This window comes from Cellulomonas sp. McL0606, assembly GCF_058248365.1.
In genome coordinates this window covers 207,570-226,825 of the sequence record NZ_CM177779.1, presented here as the reverse complement: position 1 = coordinate 226,825, position 19,256 = coordinate 207,570, and the positions used below count along the sequence as shown (strand labels likewise).

Sequence of the window (19,256 nt, the reverse complement as noted above, 5' to 3'; positions counted from 1 at the left end):
TGTTGGGTGGATGCATGACCACCCACCGTGACGCCTGGCCGGCCGGCTCCCCTGCCTGGGCCGACATCACCGTCCCCTCGCTGGCGGTCGCTCAGGACTTCTACGGACCACTCTTCGGCTGGACCTTCGAGGTGGGCGGGCCCGAGACCGGCGGGTACACGCAGGCGTTCCTCGACGGCAGACGCGTCGTCGGGCTGACGGAGCCGATGGGTCCCGCCACAGCGCAGCCGCCCGCGTGGTGCCTGTACCTGGCGACGGACGACCTCCTGGCCACGGCGTCGACGGTGCTGGAGGGCGGCGGCCGCGTGGTGCTGGCGCCGATGGCGATCCTCGGCTTCGGCACCATGGGCCTGTACGCCGACCCGACCGATGCCGTCTTCGGCCTCTGGCAGTCCGGCACCCACACCGGCTGGGACGTCGAGGAGGAGCCGGGGTCGGTGACCTGGAGCGAGGTGATGGTCCACGACCAGCCCCGCGCGCTGGCGTTCTACCGGGAGGTCTTCGGCTACTCCGTCGACGACCTGAGCGCGCCGGGGTTCACCTACTCGGCACTCTCGTTGGGCGCCGGGCCGCTCGCCGGGGTCGGTCAGTACGGTCCTGCCGCCGGGGACACAGCACCGCCCGCCTGGACCCTCTACTTCGCGGTCTCGTCGACCGACGAGGCGGCCGCCTCGATCGCGAGCCTCGGCGGGACGGTGGTCAGCCCGCCCACCGACACGCCCTTCGGTCGGATGGCCATCGCGGCCGGACCGTTCGGCGAGGTCTTCGCGGTGATGGGCCCCCGCCTCGACGCCTAGGCTCGGTGCGTGAGCCTCCCGTCCGACGCGTTCCGCCTCGAAGCCGCGCGTCCGCACGAGCCGCTGCGCACCTACCACCCGCGCCGGTCCGCGCTGGGCCCGGAGCGCGAGGAGGACCTGCGCACGCTCTTCCCGGTGCTCGGGTTCTCGGTGCACGAGGACGAGGCCTTCGACGCCGCTGCGATGTTCGGCCGGACGGCTCCCCTGGTCCTGGAGATCGGCTCCGGAATGGGCGAGACGACGGCAGCGATGGCCGCCGCGGACCCGTCCCGTGACTACATCGCCGTCGAGGCGCACCTGCCGGGCGTCGCGTCGCTGCTCGGGCTCGTGAACCGGGCGGGGCTCACCAACGTCCGGGTCGGCCACGGGGACGCGCTCGACCTGGTCCGGCGGTCCATCCCCACCGACGCCCTCGACGCGATCCACGTCTTCTTCCCCGACCCGTGGCCGAAGGCCCGCCACCACAAGCGGCGGCTCGTCCAGCCGTCGCACGTGGCGCTGCTGCGCTCGCGGCTCGCGGTGGGCGGGGTGCTGCACTGCGCGACCGACTGGGTCGACTACGCGGACGCGATGCTGCAGGCCCTGTCGGCGGACCCGTTCCTGGCGAACACGGCCGACGCGTTCGTCGACCGCCCCGCGCACCGACCCGTCACCAAGTTCGAGCAGCGCGGCCTCGACCTCGGGCACGAGGTCCGCGACCTGGTGTTCCGGCGGGTCCGATGACGGCCGCCACGAACCCACGCACCGTCTTCCGGATCGCCCTGGTGCCCGGTGTGAACCCCGACCGCTGGCTGCGCGTCTGGCAGGAGCGGCTGGCCGACGTGCCCGTCGAGCTGGTGCACAGCTCACCGGCGGAAGCGCTCGCGCACCTGCGGGCCGGGTCCGCCGACGTGGCGCTCGCCCGCCTGCCCGTCGCCGGCGACGAGCTGTCCGTCATCCCGCTCTACACGGAGGCCACGGTCGTCGTCGTGCCCAAGGACCACCTCGTCACGGCCGCCGACGACGAGATCGACGCCGCCGACCTGGCCGACGAGACCCTGATCGTCCCCCTCGACGACACGCTCGTCTGGGCCGACCCGCCGGGTGAGCGGTTCGCCGGTGGCGTGGTCGAGACGACCGCGGACGCGGTCGACCTGGTCGCCGCGGGCGTCGGCGTGCTGGTGGTGCCGCAGTCGATCGGTCGGCTGCACCAGCGTCGCGGCCTGACGGTGCGCACCGTCCGCGACGCCCCTGGCTCCGCGGTCGGCCTCGCCTGGGTGACCGACCGCTACGACGACCTGACCGAGGAGTTCATCGGGATCGTCCGCGGACGCACCGCGTCCTCGAGCCGGGGCCGCGGCGCCCCACCGGCGGAACCGACGCCGAAGGCCAAGCGGCCGCACCCGCCGCGCTCGTCGTCGAAACCGCGCGCAGCGACCAAGGGCAAGCCACCACCGAAGCCGCGCCGCCCCCGCTGACGTTCATCAGACCGGCCGAGCCGCACCATGGCAAGGGTCGACCGCGCGGACGGGTCCCGGCGTCAGGACTTGGACTTGTCCGCGGCCGCTGCCGACGCCGCTGCGGCGCGACGGTCGGCCTCGCGGGACTCCTGGCGACGCTCCTCGCGACGAACCTCGGCGGCGATCTCCCGCTCGCGGACCAGCCACGACGGCGGGTCGGCCTGCAGGGCGTCGATCTCGGCGGTCGTGAGCGGGTCGCTGATGCCGCCGCGGGCGAGCCCGGAGATCGAGATGCGCAACCGGCCGGCGACGACGGACCGCGGGTGCGGACCGTCGCGACGGAGGTCGACCAGCCACTGCGGCGGGTTGCGCTGCAGCTCGGTCAGCTCGTCGCGCGTGACGGTCCCTTCCTGGAACTCCGGCGGCGTCGCCGGCAGGTACACGTCGAGCTTGGCGGCGGCGGTCGACGCCTTCATCTCCTGGGACTTCTTGGGCGGTGTCACAAGGGCAAGGGTAGGCGCAGCACCACCCCGGGACGTCGCGGAGTCCCGACGAGGTGCGCTGCGACCTCGTCGGACCCCGCGACCTCAGCTGGTCGGAGCCACCGGCTCCGTGTGCCAGATGCGGTCGATGTAGTCGCGCATGCTGCGGTCGGAGGAGAAGAACCCGGACCGCGCGACGTTGAGCACGGCCGACCGCGTCCAGCCCTCGGTGTCGGCGTACGCGACGTCGACGCGGGCCTGTGCGTCGATGTACGCCTGGTAGTCGGCGAGCACCAGGAACCGGTCCTCGTTCAGCAGGTTCGAGACGATCGGCTCGAAGACCGTGCGGTCACCGTCCGAGAAGTGTCCGGACGCGATCAGGTCGAGCGCGTGCCGCAGCGGGCGGTTCGACTCGTAGTACGAGGTCGGGTGGTACCCGCGGTCGACGATCTCCGCGACCTCGGGCTCGAGCAGCCCGAAGAGGAAGAAGTTGTCGTCGCCGACGAGCTCACGGATCTCGACGTTCGCCCCGTCGTCCGTGCCGATCGTCAAGGCACCGTTGAGCGCGAACTTCATGTTGCCCGTTCCCGACGCCTCCTTGCCGGCGAGCGAGATCTGCTCGGACAGGTCGGCGGCGGGGATCAGCTTCTCGGCCAGCGTGACGTTGTAGTTGGCCGGGAACGCGATGCTCAGGCGACCCTTCAGCTTCTGGGTCGGAGTTGATGGTCCGCCCGACGGCGTTGATCAGCCCGATCGTCTGCTTGGCCATCCGGTATCCGGGGGCGGCCTTGGCTCCGAAGGCGAACGTGCGAGGCGTGACGTCCTCGATCGAGATGTGCCCGGACCGCACCTGGTCGTACAGCGTGACGATGTGCAGGAGCTTGAGCGTCTGGCGCTTGTACTCGTGCAGCCGCTTGACCATGACGTCGAGCATCGTGTCGGGGTCGACCGTGATGCCGTCGCGGTCCGCGAGCACGTCCACGAGCCGGGAGCTTGTTGGCGCGCTTGACCTGCCGGAACGCGGCCCGGAAGTCGGCATCCTCGGCCAGGGGCTCGAGCTCGCGCAACCGCTCCAGGTCCGTCACCCAGCCCTCGCCGATCGCCGACGTGATCAGCCCGGACAGGCCGGGGTTGGCCAGCCGGACGAATCGGCGGGGTGTGACGCCGTTGGTGACGTTGGTGAACTTGTCCGGGTAGTGGTCCGAGAAGTCGTGCAGCACCTTGTCGCGCAGCAGCTGCGAGTGCAGGGCGGCGACGCCGTTGACCTTGGAACCGGCCACCGTCGCGAGGTAGGCCATCCGGACCGCACGCTCGGGGTACTCCGCGATGATCGACATGCGGCGCACGCGCAGCTCGTCGTCCGGGTAGGCGACGCGCAGCCCGCCATGAACTCCTCGTTGATCTTGTAGATGATCTCGAGGTGGCGGGGCGGAGCTTGCCCAGCAGGTCGGTGGACCAGACCTCCAGCGCCTCGGGCAGGAGCGTGTGACAGGTGTACGCGAAGCACTTCTGCGTGACGGCCCAGGCCTCGTCCCACTCCCACTTCTTCTCGTCGACGAGGATCCGCATGAGCTGGGGATCGCGATCACGGGATGCGTGTCGTTGAGCTGGAAGATGATCCGGTCCGGCAGCTTGCGCAGGTCGAAGTCCGGTGTCAGGACCTCCTCCAGGAAGTTGCGGATCGAGCAGGCGACGAAGAAGTACTGCTGCTGCAGCCGCAGCTCCTTGCCCTGCGGCGTCGAGTCCTCGGGGTACAGCACCTTGGTGATGTTCTCCGCGAAGGTCTGCGCGCGCACCGCCTGCGCGTAGTCGCCCGCGTTGAAGATCTCGAGGTCGAACGCGCGGGTCGCCTGCGCGGACCAGAGGCGCAGCGTGTTGACACGGCCGTTCTCGAACCCGGGGACCATGTAGTTGTACGGGATGCCCAGCACGCTCCACCCAGACACCCACCGCGAGCGAGTCACGCCGGCGTCGTCGTACGTCTCGGTGTGCCCGCCGAAGTCGACGGTGACCGCCGACTCCGGGTGCGGGAACTCCCACGGCGAGCCGAGGGCCAGCCAGTCGTCGGGCTTCTCCACCTGCCAGCCGTCGACGAACGTCTGCCGGAAGATGCCGTACTCGTAACGGATGCCGTACCCGATGCACGGGACGTTCATCGTCGCGAGGGAGTCGATGAAGCACGCGGCGAGGCGGCCGAGGCCGCCGTTGCCCAGACCCGGCTCCACCTCGGCGTCGCGCAGCTCCGCGAGGTCGATGCCGAGGGAGGCCAGGCCCTCCTCGACGATCCCCTCCAGGTCCGAGGCCAGCAGCGCGTTGTCCAGCTGCCTACCGAGCAGGAACTCGGCGGACAGGTACGCGACCGACTTGGCCTGGATCTGGTACTGCCGTCGCAGCGTGGCCAGCCAGCGCACCATGAGGTAGTGCCGGACGGTGCGGGCCATGGCGAGGTACTTGTCGTTGACCGACGCCTTGGTGAGGTCCGTGCCCTGCCCGAAGTTCGCCTCCCTCAAGAACTCCCGGACGAAGCCCTCGACGGTGTGCTCACGGGTTGCGATGGGGATCGTTGTTTCCGTCACCCGGGCCACGCTAGCGGCACTCGGTGAACTGGACACCGCGCAGCGATCACTCGTAACAATCGAACAGGTCACAACACTTTTTGCGGGGATACCCGCGGCCACCCGCGAGTACCTAGGGTGTGGGCAGAGGCGACAAGCCGTCGACGACGGCCGCGCCTCGCCGTCCCGAGGAGATGCACCGGCCATGATCCGCTTCCTGCTTCGCGCCCTGATCTTCCTCGGTTCGGCCGCGCTCGGCCTGTGGATCACGTCCCTGATCCTCGACGACTTCGTGATCCACTCCGGCGGGTTCTTCGTCGCCGTCGTCATCTTCGCGGTGCTTCAGAGCATCCTGTCGCCGTTCTTCTTCAAGACGACCACCAGGAACGCGAGCGCCCTGACCGGTGCTGTGGGCCTCATCTCGACCTTCGTCGCGCTGGTCGTCGCGAACCTCGTCAGCGACGGCCTGTCCATCACCGGCACGTCGACGTGGTTCATCGGCACGATCCTCGTCTGGATCATCACGATGCTCGGCACGCTGCTGCTGCCGCTGGTGATCCTCAAGAAGGGCGCGGAGGAGCGCAAGGCCACGGCCTGACGACGAACGACGAAGGGCGCGACACCTGGGGACGGTGTCGCGCCCTTCTTCTCGGACCGATCAGCGCAGCCAGCTCATGCGCCGCACGATCGGGAAGCTTGCCCACCGGCCGCCAAGGCCCCAGGTGTCTCCGGCCAGCAGCACTGCGCACAGGATCAGGACCAGCGCGTAGATCACGTGGTAGTCGATCAGCGGGTTGGTCGAACCCTGCGTCGGCGGCCACTCAGCGAGCCACATCATGCCCATCATGATCGAGCCGGCCACGGCCGAGACGCGCAGGCCGATGCCGAGCATCACGGCGACGCCGATACCGAGCATCCCGAGCATGAACAGCCAGTCGGTCACCGGACCGGCGATGTTGCCGAAGAAGTCCTTGAACGGGCCCTGGGTCCCGAAGAGCAGAAAGCCCTGGCTCGGCTTGCCACCGTTGAGCCACGACAGGGACACGGGGCTGCCGTCGGCAGTCGCGGCTCCCGTGCTGTAGTGCAGGCCGAAGCACTTGTCCAGGAACGCCCACAGGAAGATGAACCCCGTGGTGACCCGTGCTGCTGCGAGGACCTTCCGGCCTGTCGACGACGTGACGAGGTCGTCTTCGACCAGCGTTGCCGGATGGACCGACGTCGTGATCTCGGGGTGGGTGGCGGCCATGGTCTGCTCCTTGGTGCGGGGGTCTTGTGAAGGACCCGGGGTGAGGTTGTGCTCTGTGCTTCACACGCTCCTCCGGGCGCCGAGCCGCCCCACAGGGCCGAACGTCCCGCCATCTCGGGGTGGCGAGCGCCCGATCCGGGACCTAGGTCCCGGGACGCAGGAGGGCGCAGGGGACCAGGGTGGGCGGAGCGGACCAAGGAGGCTCCCATGCGTACCGACGGACCGGTCGTGATTGCTGTCGACGGCGCGGTGCACAGCGCGGGCACGCTCGCGTGGGGCGTCGCGGAGGCGGTGCGCCGTCGGGCCCCGGTGGTGCTGACGCAGGTGGTCGACAACCCGTGGACGTCGACCTTCTGGGGCACCTACCCGGTCATCGACACCCTGGACGCCGAGCTGGCGGCCAAGGCCCACCTGGCCCGGCTGCGCAACCGGGAGGCGGCGCGGCACCCGGGCCTGGACATCTCCACCGACGTGCGCCACGGGTCGACGGTCCCCGAGCTGCGGGAGCTGAGCACCGACGCCCAGCTGGTGGTGGTCGGAGCCGGTCAGCCGAACGGCCGGGGGCGCACGGGCGTGCTCGGCGGGCACCTGGCCGCCCACGCCCGCTGCCCGGTGGCCGTGGTGCGTCACCACCCCGACAGCCCCACGTCGCCGCAGGCACCCATCGTGGTGGGGGTCGATGGTTCGCCGGCCTCGCTGGAGGCCGCGCGCGTTGCCGCCCGGGAGGCCTGGATGCGCGGTCGCGCCCTGGTCGTCGGGCACGCCATGTCGCCGAGTGCGCAACCCGACCGGACGCACCAGGCCGCGGCCAGCGTGCGGCACTCGCTCGCCGAGGAGAACCCCGGACTGGAGGTGCGGCTGACCCTCGTCGACGACGATCCCGCGAACGCGCTGGTCGGGCTCGGGCGCGGTGCCGCGTTGCTGGTGGTGGGCACGCGGGGGCTCGGCAGCTTCCGGGGCATGCTGCTGGGGTCGGTGAGCACGGAGGTGCTCCGCTCCGCGTCCTGCCCGGTGCTGGTCGTGCACGGGCAGGGCTGAGCCGGACGCCCTCAGGGCAGGTGTCTCACGCGAGGTGCAGCGGGACGCTCCAGGCCAGCAGGGTGCCACCGTCGTCGACCGGCTGCACCGTCATCGCGCCGCCGCGTCCGCGTGCCCGCGCCGCGAGGTTGGCCAGACCGCTGCGCCGGGCGACGTCCGTGGGGATCCCGACGCCGTCGTCCTGCACCTCGACCAGCAGGTCCGCACCCACGAACACCCGCACGACGACCTCCCGGGCGCGTGCGTGCCGCGCGACGTTGGCCAGGGCCTCGCGCACGACCGCGACAGCGTCGTCGCTGACCTCGTCGGCCACCGTCGCCGTGACCCCCTCGATCCGCAACCGCGGCAGGAAGCCCAGCGCCTGACGCGAGCGGACCACCTCGGCGTCGATCGAGGGCCGCAGCCCGGTCGTCCCGGCGCCCCGGGCGCCCAGCCGGAAGATCGTCGTGCGGACGTCCTTGATCGTCTCGTCGAGGTCGTCCACCGCACCCTCGAGCCGCCGGGTGACGTCGGGCCGGACCGCGTCCTGGGCGGCGCCCTGCACGTCGAGACCGATGGCGAACAGGCGCTGTATCACCATGTCGTGCAGGTCGCGGGCGATCCGCTCACGCTCCTCCAGCACCGCCAGCCGTGCGCGGTCTGCCTGCGCCTCGGCCACGTCGAGGGCGAGCGCCAGCTGTTCGGCGAAACCGGCGACGGTCGGCAGGTCCACCTGCGGGCCCGCGTCGCCCTCCGGTCCGGGCCAGCACGCGGTGAGCCCGGCCACCCAGCGCTCTCCGCTGCGCAGCGGCACGGCGAGCACCCAGACGGGGCCCGGCAGCCCGAGGTCGGTGCCGTCCGGCAGCCGGCTCAGGACCGGGGCGTGGCCGCCCAGGTCGTCCTCCAGGCCGGGCGGCAGCGCGTCGTGCAGCAGGACGACGCTCGCCTCGGCCACGGCGGCGACCCGTGCCCGGACCACCGCGAGCGCGTCCTCCCTCGGGATGCCGCCCGTCAGCGCCTCGCTGCACGCGGCGGCAGCCTCGAGCCAGAGCTCGTGCTCGCGGGAACGCCGGTACGCGCGGGCGTGCCCGACCGTGATGCCGGCCGCGGCGGCCAGGGCGACCGCGACCTGCTCGTCGCGTGCCGTGAAGTCACGGGGTTCGTCGTCGGGGGTGTGCTTCTCGGTCAGGTAGAGGTTGCCGAAGACCTCGCCCCGCGCGGAGACCGGCACCCCGAGGAACGTGTGCATGGGCGGGTGGTGCGCCGGGAAGCCGACCGAGTCCTGGTGGTCCGCGATCTCGTGCAGCCGGATCGGGTGCGGGCTCACGATGAGGTGTCCGAGGACGCCCCGACCAGTAGGCAGCGGGCCGATCCTCGCGGCGGTGTCGTCGTCGATCCCGCGGTGCACGAACTCGACGAGTCCGCCGTGCTCCCCCAGCACGCCGAGCGCGCCGTACCGGGCGCCGGTCAGGCTGCACGCCGCCTCGACCAGGCGCTCCAGCACGATGGCCGTGTCCAGCGTGGACGAGAGCGAGACGACGGCCGCCATCAGGCCTTCGAGGCGGTCGTCGTGATCCATGGTCGGAGCATAGGCAGTCAGGGCCGTTCGGCCCTGTGGGGACCCGGCGAGCCCGTCGAACACTGGGGGTGACACAAGGAGGTGGGGACGATGCGCGCACTGGTCGTGTACGAGTCGTCGTTCGGAAATACGGGACTGGTGGCCGAGGCCGTCTGGCACGGTCTGGCCGACCACGTCGAGAGTGCTGCGATCCGACGCGTCGACGTGGCACCGACGAGGTTGCCCCCCACGGTCGAGCTCCTCGTGGTGGGTGGCCCGACGCAGGCGTTCGGCATGAGCCGCCCGTCGACGCGCTCCAACGCCCGCGCCGAGGCCGGCCTGCCGTCGTCGGCACCGACCACGGGCGTGCGCGAGTGGCTGCACCTGCTGGAGCCTCCGGGGCGGCCGGTCTGGTCGGCCACGTTCGACACGCGCCTGCACAGCCCGCACGTGCCGGGATCCGCCGCCGTCGGCGCATGGCGGCTGCTCAACCGGGGCGGCTTCGAAGCTCACGGCCGAGGCGGAGAGCTTCTGGGTGACCGGGCTGAAGGGGCCCCTGCGCGAGGGCGAGCTGGAGCGCGCCTACACGTGGGGCGTGAGCCTCAGTGGTCTGTTGCTCGGTGCTGTTCGGCGATGAACAGCGCCGCCTGGGTCCGGCCCCGGACCCCGAGCTTGGCCAGCAGGCTCGAGATGTAGTTCTTCACCGTCTTCTCCGCCAGGAACATGCGCCCCGCGATCTCGCGGTTGGTCAAGCCCTCGCCGATGAGGTCCAGCACGGCGCTCTCCTGCGGCGTGAGCAGGTCGAGGCGGGCGTCGTGGCTCTGCGACTCCCGGACGCGCTCGAGCACCCGTGCCCGGGTGGCCGGGTCGATGAGCGAACGCCCCGCGGCGACCGCCCGGATCGAGTCGAGCAGCTGCGGCCCGCGGATCTCTTTGAGCACGTACCCGGAGGCACCGGCGGTGATCGCTGCCAGCAGCGCCTCGTCGTCCTCGTAGGACGTGAGCATCAGGCAGCGCAGGCCCTCCTGCGACGACACGCTCTCGCGGCACACCTCGACGCCGCTGCCGTCGGGCAGCCGGACGTCCAGGAGCGCCACGTCTGCCTTGGCCACCGGCGCGCGCACCAGTGCCTCGGCCACGGACGACGCTTCGCCGACGACGGTCATGTCCGGGTCGGCGTCGATCAGGCGCAGCAGACCCTGGCGGACGACCTCGTGGTCGTCGAGGAGGAAGACGCGGATGGAGGGCACGGGTTCAATATCTCAGACCTTGGGCGCATCCTGGCCGCTTCCGCACCCGACGGGGTGTCCGTGAACGGATCGGGGGGCGACGCGACGATCGGGCCGGGTGAACCTGCAGGTCAGGGAGCTCGGGCGAACCAGGGGAAACAGGATGGTGTCGCGGATGCTCAGACCCGTCAGGTTCATCACGAGTCGGTCGATCCCCATCCCCATGCCGCCGGTCGGCGGCATGCCGTACTCGAGCGCGGTGAGGAAGTCCTCGTCCACCGCCATGGCCTCGGCGTCGCCCGCCGCGGCCAGCAGCGACTGCTCGACCAGCCGGCGGCGCTGGTCCATGGGGTCGATCAGCTCGGAGTAGGCGGTGCCCTGCTCCGAGGCGAAGATCACCAGGTCCCACTTCTCCGCCAGCCGCGGGTCGACGCGGTGCTGGCGGGTCAGCGGCGAGTTCTCCTTGGGGAAGTCGGTGTAGAACACGGGCGTCGAGGTGGTCTTCTCGCACAGCTCGCCGTAGATCTCCTCGAGGGCGACCGCCCACGACGCGTCCTGGTCGAGCTCGAGCCCGATGGCGTCGGCGTGGCGCAGGAGGACCTCACGCGGCGTGTCCGCAGTGACCTCGTCGCCCAGCTTCTCCGAGACGGCCTGGCAGATCGTCTTGACCGGCCACTGGCCCGACAGGTCGAACTCCTCCACCCGGCCGTCGGCATCCGTACGTCGGGCTATCGGCGATCCGTACACCGCGACTGCGGCCTCCTGGATGAGCCTGCGTGAGCACCCGCATCGTGTTGTAGTCGCCGTACGTCTCGTAGAGCTCGAGCGACGTGAACTCGGGGTTGTGCTTGAAGTCGACGCCCTCGTTGCGGAACTGGCGTCCGATCTCGAACACCTTCTCCATACCGCCGACGAGCAGCCGCTTGAGGTGCAGCTCGGTGGCGATGCGCAGGTACAGGTCCATGTCGTACGCGTTGATGTGCGTCTCGAACGGGCGGGCGTTCGCGCCGCCGTGGATGACCTGCAGGATCGGCGTCTCGACCTCGGTGAACCCGCGGGCGTGCAGCGAGTCGCGCACGCTGCGCACGACCGTCGCGCGCGTGTAGGCGATGTCGCGTGCTGCCGGTCGGACGATCAGGTCCACGTACCGGGCGCGGATTCGGGCCTCGGGGTCGGTCAGTCCGTGGTGCTTGTCCGGCAGCGGGCGCAGCGCCTTGCTGGTCATGGCCAGGGACGTCGCCCGCACCGACAGCTCACCGCGCCGGGTGGTGATCACCTCGCCCGTGACCCCGATGTGGTCGCCGAGGTCGACGTCGTGCCGCCACAGCTCGAGATCCTGCTCGCTCACGTCGTGGGCGTCGACCATCACCTGCAGGTCACCGCTGCCGTCGCGAAGCGTGCCGAAACCGAGCCGACCGCCGTCGCGCTTGCGGATCACCCGCGCGGTGACGGAGACCGTCTCGCCGGTCCGGGTGTCCGGGGGCAGGTCCGGGTGCGCGGCGACGACCGCCGCGAGCGTGTGGGTGCGCGGATACGTGACCGGGTACGGGTCGATGCCGCGGGCGCGCATCCGGTCGGCCTTGTCGCGGCGGACGCGCTGCTGCTCGGGGAGGTGCTCGGCTGCGAGCGCGAAGCTCGACCGGGTCGAGCGCCTCCGGGATCTGCGCCTCGACCTGCGCCGCGTAGTCGAGCGCCGCCCGCTCCAGGTCCCCCGACCCGGCGCCCTTGCCGCGCCGGTTGAGCAGCCCGAGGCTCGGCCGGGTGAGGAAGCCTTCGGCGCTGCCGGCGGCCGTGCCGATCCGCGGCAGGTCCGAGGTGTACTCGAAGCAGATGAATCGCGGCTGCCACTCCGGCTGATACTTGGCGTTCGAGCGGTACAGCGACTCGAGCTGCCAGTTGCGGCTGGCCAGCACCAGCGACGAACGCCACAGACGCGCGATCGGCCCCGCACCCACCTCGGCGCCCCGCTCGAACGCCTCCCGGAACATCGCGAAGTTCAGCGACAGGCGACCGGCGCCGAACGCGTTCGCGCGTTCCGCCAGGGAGGCCACCATGAGCTCGACCAGACCGTTGTCGGCCGTGGGGTCGCGACGCATCAGGTCGAGCGACAGCCCGTTGCGGCCCCACGGGACGAAGCTGAGGAACCCGCGCAGCCGGCCCTCCTCGTCGTGCGTCTCGATCAGCACGCAGTCGTCGTCCAGGTCGTCGCCGAGGCGGCCGAGCGCCATCGAGAAGCCTCTCTCGTCGCCGCCGTCGCCGCGCCACCGGGCCGCCGCGGCGTCGAGGGTGGCGAAGTGCTCCCGGTCGATGGCCGAGTGCCGCTCGACCCTCGTGGTGTAGCCGCGCCGCTGCAGGCGTGCGACCGACTGGCGCACGGCCTTCATCCCGGGCCCGCTCAACGAGAAGGCCCGCAGGTCGAGGATGGCCTCGTCGCCGATCTCCCAGGCCTTCAGACCGGCCTCGGTGTAGGCGACAGCACCGCGGCTGCCCGCCCCCATGACTGCCAGGGACCAGCCGTTGGTCCGCGCCTGGCGCCGCCACGCCTCGATGGCCTCGGGCCAGCGCAGCGGGTCGCCCACGGGGTTGCCGCTGGCTAGGCTGACCGAGCCGACGACGCGGTAGGAGATCCCCGCGCGAGCGGTGGGCGCGTCCCCGGAGTCCCAGACCACGGCCTTGTCGCGACGGGTCGCGAAGTAGCCGAGCGAGTCCTCGCCGCCGAAGTCGCGCAGCAGCGTGCGCACGCGGGCCTCGTCGGCGGCATCGAGCGTGTGCGTGTAGCGCGGCGTCCGGAACAGCAGGTACGCGGAGCCGAGGACGACCCCAGCACCGATCAGGTTGATCACGGCGCGGACCCAGAACGGTGCGGTCGCGTTGCTGGCCTGGTCGATCTTGCCGAGGTCGCCCAGCATGCTGTCCCAGACGAAGAAGACCGACGAGCCCGCGCCGTCGGTCTGCCCGAACCGGGTGACCAGCCACGTGCCGACGAACAGGATCACGGTCCCGCCGACGAGGAAGAACCCGAGCGCGGCCCAGAACGAGCCCCGACGAGTGCGCGCGCGGAACTGCCGTCGGCAGCGCCACAGCTGGACGAGCACCGCGCTGACCAGGACGAACCCGACCGCGTTCCACCAGGATCCGCCGTCGATCAGCGAGAAGATCCGGCCGAGCTGCGGGAGCACGAACCACCAGATGACCAGCAGCCACCAGGCGGAGTGCAGCCTCCGGTTCAGCGCGACGCCGATCGACGCGAGGAGCGCCGCGTACACGATGTTCGGGATGATCGGGATGGTGAGGATCGAGACGATGTCGTCGACACGCATGAAGTAGTGCCGCAGCGGCGGGATCACCGCCGAGACCAGCACGACCGCGAGCGCGAGGAACATCGCGGCGGCGATCCGGTCGGGCCACCGGTCGTCGATGGCCTGCGGCTCCCGGCGCGGCTTGTCCCGCCGCGCGTCGGGCTCAGGCGGAACGACCTCGGTGCTCACCACGTGCGGATCCGATCCTCGAGCCGTGGATCTCGGGCTCGTGCCGCGGACCCGTCGGGCAGGCGCACAGCCCTGGCCGCCGCCCAGGTCGGACCCTAGTGGCGGGGGTCCGGATGGTCCACAATCGCCGAACGTGTCTGCGCCGACGCGTCCACAACGTCAGATCGACCCTGATGTGCCCGTCGGTCGATGCCCGGAGAAACGAACGAGGCCCGCCGCAGATGCGGCAGGCCTCGTGGGTGTGCGCCCGAAGGGACTCGAACCCCCAACCTTCTGATCCGTAGTCAGATGCTCTATCCATTGCTACGGGCGCGCTGGTCCCGCGGGACCGGAGACGACGATACAGGCCGCGGGCCGCACGCCCAAACTGCAGGGATGGCAGGATCGCGCGCATGACGGACCTCACACGGCTGGGGACCGGCGGCGGCCGGTGGGGCATGCGGGCCGACGTGCTGCGTCACGGCGCCGGTCACGACTCGAGCCGGGTCGGCTACATCGAGCTGTTCTTCGACCTGGTCTTCGTGTTCGCGGTGACCCAGCTGTCGCACATGCTCATCCACCACACCGACGCACGGACGCTGCTGGAGACCGTCGTGCTCGCGTGGGCCGTCTGGTGGCTCTGGATCGACACCACCTGGGTGACCAACTGGCTGGACCCCGACAAGGTCCCGGTCCGCACCATGCTGCTGGTGCTGATGCTCCTGGGCCTGCTGATGTCGTCGGCGATCCCGGAGGCGTTCGGGGACAAGGCGCTGCTGTTCGCCGTCCCGTTCGTGCTGATCCAGCTGGGCCGCTGCCTGTTCACGGTGTGGGCGATGGGTCGGCACTGGCCGGAGAACGCCCTCAACTTCCAGCGGATCGCCGTGTGGCTCGCTGTGTCGGGCGGGTTCTGGATCGCGGGCGCGCTCGTCGACGGGGATGCGCGGCTGGTCCTGTGGATCGTCGCGGCCCTGATCGACGTCGCCGGGCCGCGTTCGCTGTTCTGGGTGCCGTTCCTGGGGCCGACGGACCCCAGCACCTGGGAGGTCCGCGGCGCCCACATGGCCGAACGGGTGTCGCTGTTCCTGATCATCAGCCTGGGCGAGTCGATCATCGTCACCGGCGAGGCGTTCTCCGAGGTCGAGGTCTCGGTCACGACGGTGCTCGCGTTCCTCGCGGCGTTCGTCAGCACCGTGCTCATGTGGCTGCTGTTCTTCGCCCGGTCGGAACGCCGCGCCACGGAGTTCTTCGCCGCCCAGGCGAACCCGGGCATGGTCGCGCAGACCTCCTACACCTACGTGCCCTACCTGCTGATCGCGGGCATCGTGCTCACGGCCGTGGCCGACGAGCTCGTCCTGCTGGACCCGCTCGGGCACGACGGCCCCACCGACGCCTGGACGGCCGGCCTGGTCTGCGGTGCGGCCGCCCTGTACCTGGTGGGCAACGCGCTGTTCCGACGAACCACGGGCGGGCGCTGGTCGGTGACCCACCTGCTCGGCGGCGCGGTGGTGCTGGCAGCGTTCGCGCTGCGGTTCGTCGTGACCCCGCTGACCCTGAACTGGGTGTCCAACCTGGTGCTCGCCGCGGTGATCGTGGGCGACGTGCTGATCGCCCGCCGGACCGCCGCGCGGTCGGCCGTCGTCGCGGCCTGAACGACGAAGGCCCGATCCTCGTCGGGACCGGGCCTGAATCGTGTGGTGCTGCGTACTGGGCGGAGACGGTGGGATTTGAACCCACGGAAGGCTTACGCCTTCACGACCTTAGCAGGGTCGCGCACTAGACCGGGCTATGCGACGTCTCCAGGACCAGCACAGGCTACCGGTGCGAGCACCCGTCCTCCAAAGCGGCCTCTGACCTGGCCCTGAGCCGGGTGTTTTAGCCCAGCCGAGCCGGAATGTTCGGGCACCCGACAGGGTTGGGGGCCTACGAGCGACCACCTGCGACAGGCCCTGAGAGGAGCCTGAGAGAATTCGCTCCGAGCGAAGACAAACTCCTTGACCGCCGTAAGCATCGGCTGATGCACTGGCTGGGCGCCCGGCTGAGGAGACTCGGGTCTGCTCCTTCGGACCGTCCTCTGGTCCTCTCCTCCGGCGACGCCGCCACCCTTCTCTCCCTCCGGAAGCTGCTGTGTCCGAATCTGCCCTCTCGACCGTCGAACCGGTCGATCCCCCACTCGACGACGCGGCAGTCGCCGCCGCCGCAGCCGACCGTCGCCGGTGGCTGATCCTCGGTGTCGTCGCGATCGCCCAGCTGATGATCGTGCTCGACTCCGCCATCATGAACATCGCCCTGCCGTCGGCCGCCAAGGACCTCGGCATCCCCCAGCAGGACATCTCCTGGGCCATCACGGCCTACACGCTCGCGTTCGGCGGGCTGCTGCTGCTCGGTGGTCGCATCGCCGACTACATCGGCCGCAAGCGGGCCCTGCTCATCGGCCTCGTCGGCTTCGCGGTGGCCTCCGGCCTCGGCGGCGCCGCACAGTCCGAGGCGCTGCTGTTCGCCGCCCGCGGCCTGCAGGGCGCGTTCGGCGCACTGCTCGCACCGGCGTCGTTGGCCATCATCACCGTGACCTTCACCGAGGGTCGCGACCGCGCCCGGGCGTTCGGCGTCTTCGGCGCGATCTCCGGCGGTGGCGCGGCCATCGGCCTGATCGTCGGCGGCATCCTCACCGAGTACCTCGGCTGGCGCTGGTGCCTCTACGTCAACCTGCCGATCGCGCTGATCACGGTCATCCTGGCGATCCGCTTCGTCCAGGAGTCCAAGGCTCCCGGCGACCGACACCTGGACATCCCCGGCGCCGTGCTCTCGAGCGTCGGCCTGGCCACCCTGGTGTACGGGTTCACCGAGGCCTCCAAGCGGAAGGCCGACGGGAGCGGCACGGTGGGCTGGGGCGACCCGACCGTCGTCACCCTCCTGGCGATCGCCGTGGTCCTGCTGGTCTCGTTCGTCATCGTCGAGAGCCGCGTGAAGAACCCCCTGCTGCCCATGCGCATCGTGCTCAACCGCAACCGTGGCGGCTCCTACATCGTCTTCCTGATGATCGGCGCCGGGCTCTTCTCGATGTTCCTGTTCATGACGCTCTACCTGCAGAACATCCTCGGCTACACGCCGCTGCGGGCCGGCTTCGCGTTCCTGCCGTTCAGCATCGGCATCATCATCGGTGCCGGGATCGTGTCGCAGCTGCTCCCGCGGCTCGGCCCGCGCCCGCTGATGCTCGTCGGCATCACGATGGCGATCGTCGGCATGCTGCTGCTCCTGCGGACCACGCCCGACTCGTCGTACGCCACCACCGTGCTCCCGGCCATCACGGTCATGAGCCTCGGCATGGCGGCCGTGTTCATCCCCGCGTCGAGCACCGCGCTCGTCGGGGTGGGCAAGCACGACGCCGGCGTCGCGAGCGCACTGCTCAACACGTCCCAGCAGGTGGGTGGCTCGCTCGGCCTGGCGCTGCTGAGCACCTTCGCGATCAGCGCGACCGCGTCGAAGCTCACGCACCTGGCCAACGGCGGGACCCCGACCCAGGACATGCTCGCGACCGCCCAGGTTGCGGGCTACCACGTCGCCTACCTCGGCGGTGCGGTGCTCATGTTCGTGGGCCTGGCGGCCGCGGCGACTCTCATCTCGGCCAAGAAGGACGACCTGCCGGCGGAATCCGCCGTCGCCGTCTGACCGTCCCGCACAGTGCGAGAGCCGCGCGGCCCCTCATCGGGCCGCGCGGCTCTCGTGCGTACGGGTCGTGGCGTCAGTCCTCGTCGTCGCCGATGAACAAGAACTTCACCGCGAGCGTGGCGAAGAAGATGAGCGAGAAGACGATGCCCACCACGAGGATGTACTGGATCGCGGGATGGGACTCGCCGTCGGACACGGCCGAGATCCGGAAGACCGCGAGGACGACGAAGACGACGAGCAGGGCGATCGAGATGTAGCCCAACACCTTGGTGTTGCGGACGGGCTTCTCGTAGTTGGTCGAGTTCACCCCGGAAGTTGACCACAAGCGGGGGGTCGGCGGCCAGCCGTCCTACCGACGAGTCTGCTGGTGGGCCGGGATTCCTTGGCCGGCCAGGTCGGCGGTCTCCTCGACGCGGGCCGCGCGCGTGACGTCCCGTCTGGCGTCGACGATCCAGCGCAGGATCGCGCGGCGGACCGCCTCGCTGAACGACTCCCAGTGCTCCCGGGAACCGTCCCGGAGCGCGAACGCATCGACGAGGTCGGCCGGGAGGACCAGGCTGTCGGCGTCGTCGTAGCGGGACCACGACCCGTCCGCCTTGGCCTCGTCGATGACCGCACGCCCGACGGGCGTCATGCGACCGTCCGCCTCGACACGCGCCACACGCTGCTTCGACAGGACGCTCCACCCGCTGCCCGGGCGGCGCCGGGTGAGCCACAGGGCGGTGCGGTCGGCGTCGAGCGTCTGGGCCTGACCGTCGATCCAGCCGAAGCAGAGGGCCTCCTCGATGGTCTGCTCGTAAGTGACCTGCGGTTTCCCGCTGGCCGGGCGCCACGTGACGAGCCAGATTCCCGACGAGGTCGCGTGGTGCTCCGTCAGCCAGTCGCGCCACTGCCGCGGCGACTCGACGTGGACCTGCTCGGCGTCGTCCTTCACAGCTCGTCCCTCCGTGTCGCGGCCGCGTCCCGGGCGCGCTCGGCCCGCTGGAGCGCGCGCTCGGTCGTCGTCGCCTCCTTCTCGTCGTGCCGCAGGTTGGCCTGCGCCTGGCTGACGTCCTTGTCGGCGATCGTCGCTGCCTTGCCCGCGGCCGCGAGCCTGCGGCGGACGTCGGCGAGGGCCGTCACCAGCTCGTCCTCCTCCTCGTGGGCCGCCTGCGCGGCACGCTCCGCCCGGTCGAGCACCGCGGCGCTCTCGTCCCGGACCTCCTGCGTGGCGTCGTGCGTGCGCCGGGCCTCGGTGAGCGCCTGGTCGGCGATCTCGAGCGCCCGGTCGGCCTCGTCGCGCAGGCGCTGCTGGCGTTCGGCCGCCCGGGCCCGCCGGGCCTCCTCCGGGTCGACCGGCGAATTGACCAGGGTGAGCCTCGGGCGGGCCGGCTTCTCCGTCGCGTCCGGCTTCGCCGACTTCGGCTTCGGTGCCGGCGGGGTCGGCCGGCTCGGTCGAGTGGTCGTCGCGCTCGAGTCGGCGCTGCCGAAGCCGGCGTACTCGCGGGCGACCGTGAGCCGTCCCGACGTGACCTCGCGGGCCACCTCCGGGTCCGCGAGGGCGGCCGTGAGGGTCGCGTCGAGCTCCTGGGTGACCGAGTCGCCGATGCGCTGGCCCGCCGGCGCGGCCAGCTTGCGGGCGCGGGCCGTCAGCGAGCGGACGAGCGCCCGCCGCTGGGTGCTGAGCTCGCGCAGTGCCGGGCCGTCCAGCGAGCGCTCGGCGTCGCGCAGCCCCTCGCCGAGGGCGACCACCTGGTCGGCGAAGCCCGGGTCGTCGCGGACCAGCAGGTTCATCAGCCAGGCGGACACCGTCGGCTT

The 19,256-nt window shown here is 71.1% G+C and carries 17 protein-coding genes, 2 tRNA genes and 1 pseudogene; 7 read left to right on the top strand and 13 right to left on the bottom strand.

The genetic code is table 11. From position 1 onward, the window contains the following. Positions 1–14 precede the first annotated feature (14 nt). Genes AC38ZX_RS01220 through AC38ZX_RS01210 form a run of 3 tightly spaced genes read left to right on the top strand, consistent with a single transcriptional unit; the run spans position 15 to position 2,254 of the window. The gene (locus AC38ZX_RS01220) at positions 15–797 is read left to right on the top strand and encodes a VOC family protein (protein WP_491296036.1); all 783 of its coding nucleotides are present in this window, start codon (positions 15–17) and stop codon (positions 795–797) included. Positions 798–806: 9 nt separating this feature from the next. Then, positions 807–1,520 carry a tRNA (guanosine(46)-N7)-methyltransferase TrmB gene (trmB, locus tag AC38ZX_RS01215; RefSeq protein WP_491296034.1) on the top strand — a complete coding sequence of 238 codons (714 nt, stop codon included), beginning with the start codon at positions 807–809 and terminating at the stop codon, positions 1,518–1,520. After that, a complete protein-coding gene (locus tag AC38ZX_RS01210; protein WP_491296033.1) occupies positions 1,517–2,254 on the top strand; it encodes a LysR substrate-binding domain-containing protein in 738 nt (245 codons plus the stop codon). Before trmB ends, AC38ZX_RS01210 begins: the two co-directional genes overlap by 4 nt. 62 nt (positions 2,255–2,316) lie before the next feature. Here the strand turns inward: AC38ZX_RS01210 and AC38ZX_RS01205 are convergent, their stop codons facing one another. Both AC38ZX_RS01205 and AC38ZX_RS01200 read right to left on the bottom strand, forming a co-directional pair. Continuing rightward, positions 2,317–2,739 carry a DUF5997 family protein gene (locus AC38ZX_RS01205; protein WP_426594065.1) on the bottom strand — a complete coding sequence of 141 codons (423 nt, stop codon included), beginning with the start codon at positions 2,737–2,739 and terminating at the stop codon, positions 2,317–2,319. A gap of 84 nt (positions 2,740–2,823) precedes the next feature. After that, a pseudogene (locus tag AC38ZX_RS01200) lies at positions 2,824–5,303 on the bottom strand (glycogen/starch/alpha-glucan phosphorylase). A 175-nt stretch (positions 5,304–5,478) separates the two neighbouring features. On the opposite strand from AC38ZX_RS01200, the gene AC38ZX_RS01195 reads away from it, so the two are divergent. Then, on the top strand, positions 5,479–5,871 hold the full coding sequence (locus tag AC38ZX_RS01195) for a hypothetical protein (protein WP_426594063.1): 393 nt from the start codon (positions 5,479–5,481) through the stop codon (positions 5,869–5,871). Positions 5,872–5,931: 60 nt separating this feature from the next. Here AC38ZX_RS01195 and AC38ZX_RS01190 read toward each other — a convergent pair whose 3' ends face one another. Next, on the bottom strand, positions 5,932–6,519 hold the full coding sequence (locus AC38ZX_RS01190) for a DoxX family protein (RefSeq protein WP_491296032.1): 588 nt from the start codon (positions 6,517–6,519) through the stop codon (positions 5,932–5,934). Positions 6,520–6,726: 207 nt separating this feature from the next. On the opposite strand from AC38ZX_RS01190, the gene AC38ZX_RS01185 reads away from it, so the two are divergent. Next, positions 6,727–7,557 carry a universal stress protein gene (locus AC38ZX_RS01185; protein ID WP_491296031.1) on the top strand — a complete coding sequence of 277 codons (831 nt, stop codon included), beginning with the start codon at positions 6,727–6,729 and terminating at the stop codon, positions 7,555–7,557. Between the two features lie 25 nt (positions 7,558–7,582). On the opposite strand, the gene AC38ZX_RS01180 is transcribed toward AC38ZX_RS01185, so the two are convergent. The 6 genes from AC38ZX_RS01180 to AC38ZX_RS01155 form a co-directional block, all read right to left on the bottom strand. Next, positions 7,583–9,115, bottom strand: coding sequence for a GAF domain-containing sensor histidine kinase (locus tag AC38ZX_RS01180; protein ID WP_491296030.1), 1,533 nt, complete (start codon positions 9,113–9,115; stop codon positions 7,583–7,585). A 581-nt stretch (positions 9,116–9,696) separates the two neighbouring features. Then, positions 9,697–10,344, bottom strand: a complete 648-nt coding sequence (locus AC38ZX_RS01175; RefSeq protein ID WP_491296029.1) for a response regulator — start codon at positions 10,342–10,344, stop codon at positions 9,697–9,699. 12 nt (positions 10,345–10,356) lie between these two features. Further along, entirely contained in the window at positions 10,357–11,025 is a 669-nt protein-coding gene (locus AC38ZX_RS01170) for an amino acid--tRNA ligase-related protein (RefSeq protein ID WP_491296028.1), read from the bottom strand. Beyond that, positions 10,925–11,761, bottom strand: coding sequence for an amino acid--tRNA ligase-related protein (locus tag AC38ZX_RS01165; protein WP_491296027.1), 837 nt, complete (start codon positions 11,759–11,761; stop codon positions 10,925–10,927). Before AC38ZX_RS01165 ends, AC38ZX_RS01170 begins: the two co-directional genes overlap by 101 nt. Next, complete coding sequence (locus AC38ZX_RS01160) at positions 11,700–13,811, bottom strand: phosphatidylglycerol lysyltransferase domain-containing protein (protein WP_491296026.1); 2,112 nt, start codon at positions 13,809–13,811, stop codon at positions 11,700–11,702. The genes AC38ZX_RS01165 and AC38ZX_RS01160 overlap by 62 nt, the downstream gene beginning before the upstream one ends. A 242-nt stretch (positions 13,812–14,053) precedes the next feature. Beyond that, a tRNA-Arg gene (locus AC38ZX_RS01155) sits at positions 14,054–14,124 on the bottom strand. A 79-nt stretch (positions 14,125–14,203) separates the two neighbouring features. On the opposite strand from AC38ZX_RS01155, the gene AC38ZX_RS01150 reads away from it, so the two are divergent. Then, complete coding sequence (locus AC38ZX_RS01150; protein ID WP_491296025.1) at positions 14,204–15,442, top strand: low temperature requirement protein A; 1,239 nt, start codon at positions 14,204–14,206, stop codon at positions 15,440–15,442. Between the two features lie 60 nt (positions 15,443–15,502). Here AC38ZX_RS01150 and AC38ZX_RS01145 read toward each other — a convergent pair. Then, positions 15,503–15,591, bottom strand: a tRNA-Ser gene (locus tag AC38ZX_RS01145). 326 nt (positions 15,592–15,917) lie between these two features. Here AC38ZX_RS01145 and AC38ZX_RS01140 point away from each other — a divergent pair. Then, positions 15,918–17,459, top strand: coding sequence for an MFS transporter (locus AC38ZX_RS01140; protein WP_491296024.1), 1,542 nt, complete (start codon positions 15,918–15,920; stop codon positions 17,457–17,459). Positions 17,460–17,532: 73 nt separating this feature from the next. Here AC38ZX_RS01140 and AC38ZX_RS01135 read toward each other — a convergent pair whose 3' ends face one another. The 3 genes from AC38ZX_RS01135 to AC38ZX_RS01125 are packed head-to-tail and all read right to left on the bottom strand — an operon-like array spanning position 17,533 to position 19,247. Next, positions 17,533–17,766 (bottom strand): hypothetical protein, encoded by a 234-nt coding sequence (locus tag AC38ZX_RS01135; protein ID WP_426594055.1) that lies wholly within the window; start codon positions 17,764–17,766, stop codon positions 17,533–17,535. A gap of 42 nt (positions 17,767–17,808) precedes the next feature. After that, positions 17,809–18,393 (bottom strand): YdeI/OmpD-associated family protein, encoded by a 585-nt coding sequence (locus tag AC38ZX_RS01130; RefSeq protein ID WP_426594053.1) that lies wholly within the window; start codon positions 18,391–18,393, stop codon positions 17,809–17,811. Continuing rightward, a complete protein-coding gene (locus tag AC38ZX_RS01125; RefSeq protein ID WP_491296023.1) occupies positions 18,390–19,247 on the bottom strand; it encodes a hypothetical protein in 858 nt (285 codons plus the stop codon). Before AC38ZX_RS01125 ends, AC38ZX_RS01130 begins: the two co-directional genes overlap by 4 nt. Between the last annotated feature and the right edge of the window lie 9 nt (positions 19,248–19,256).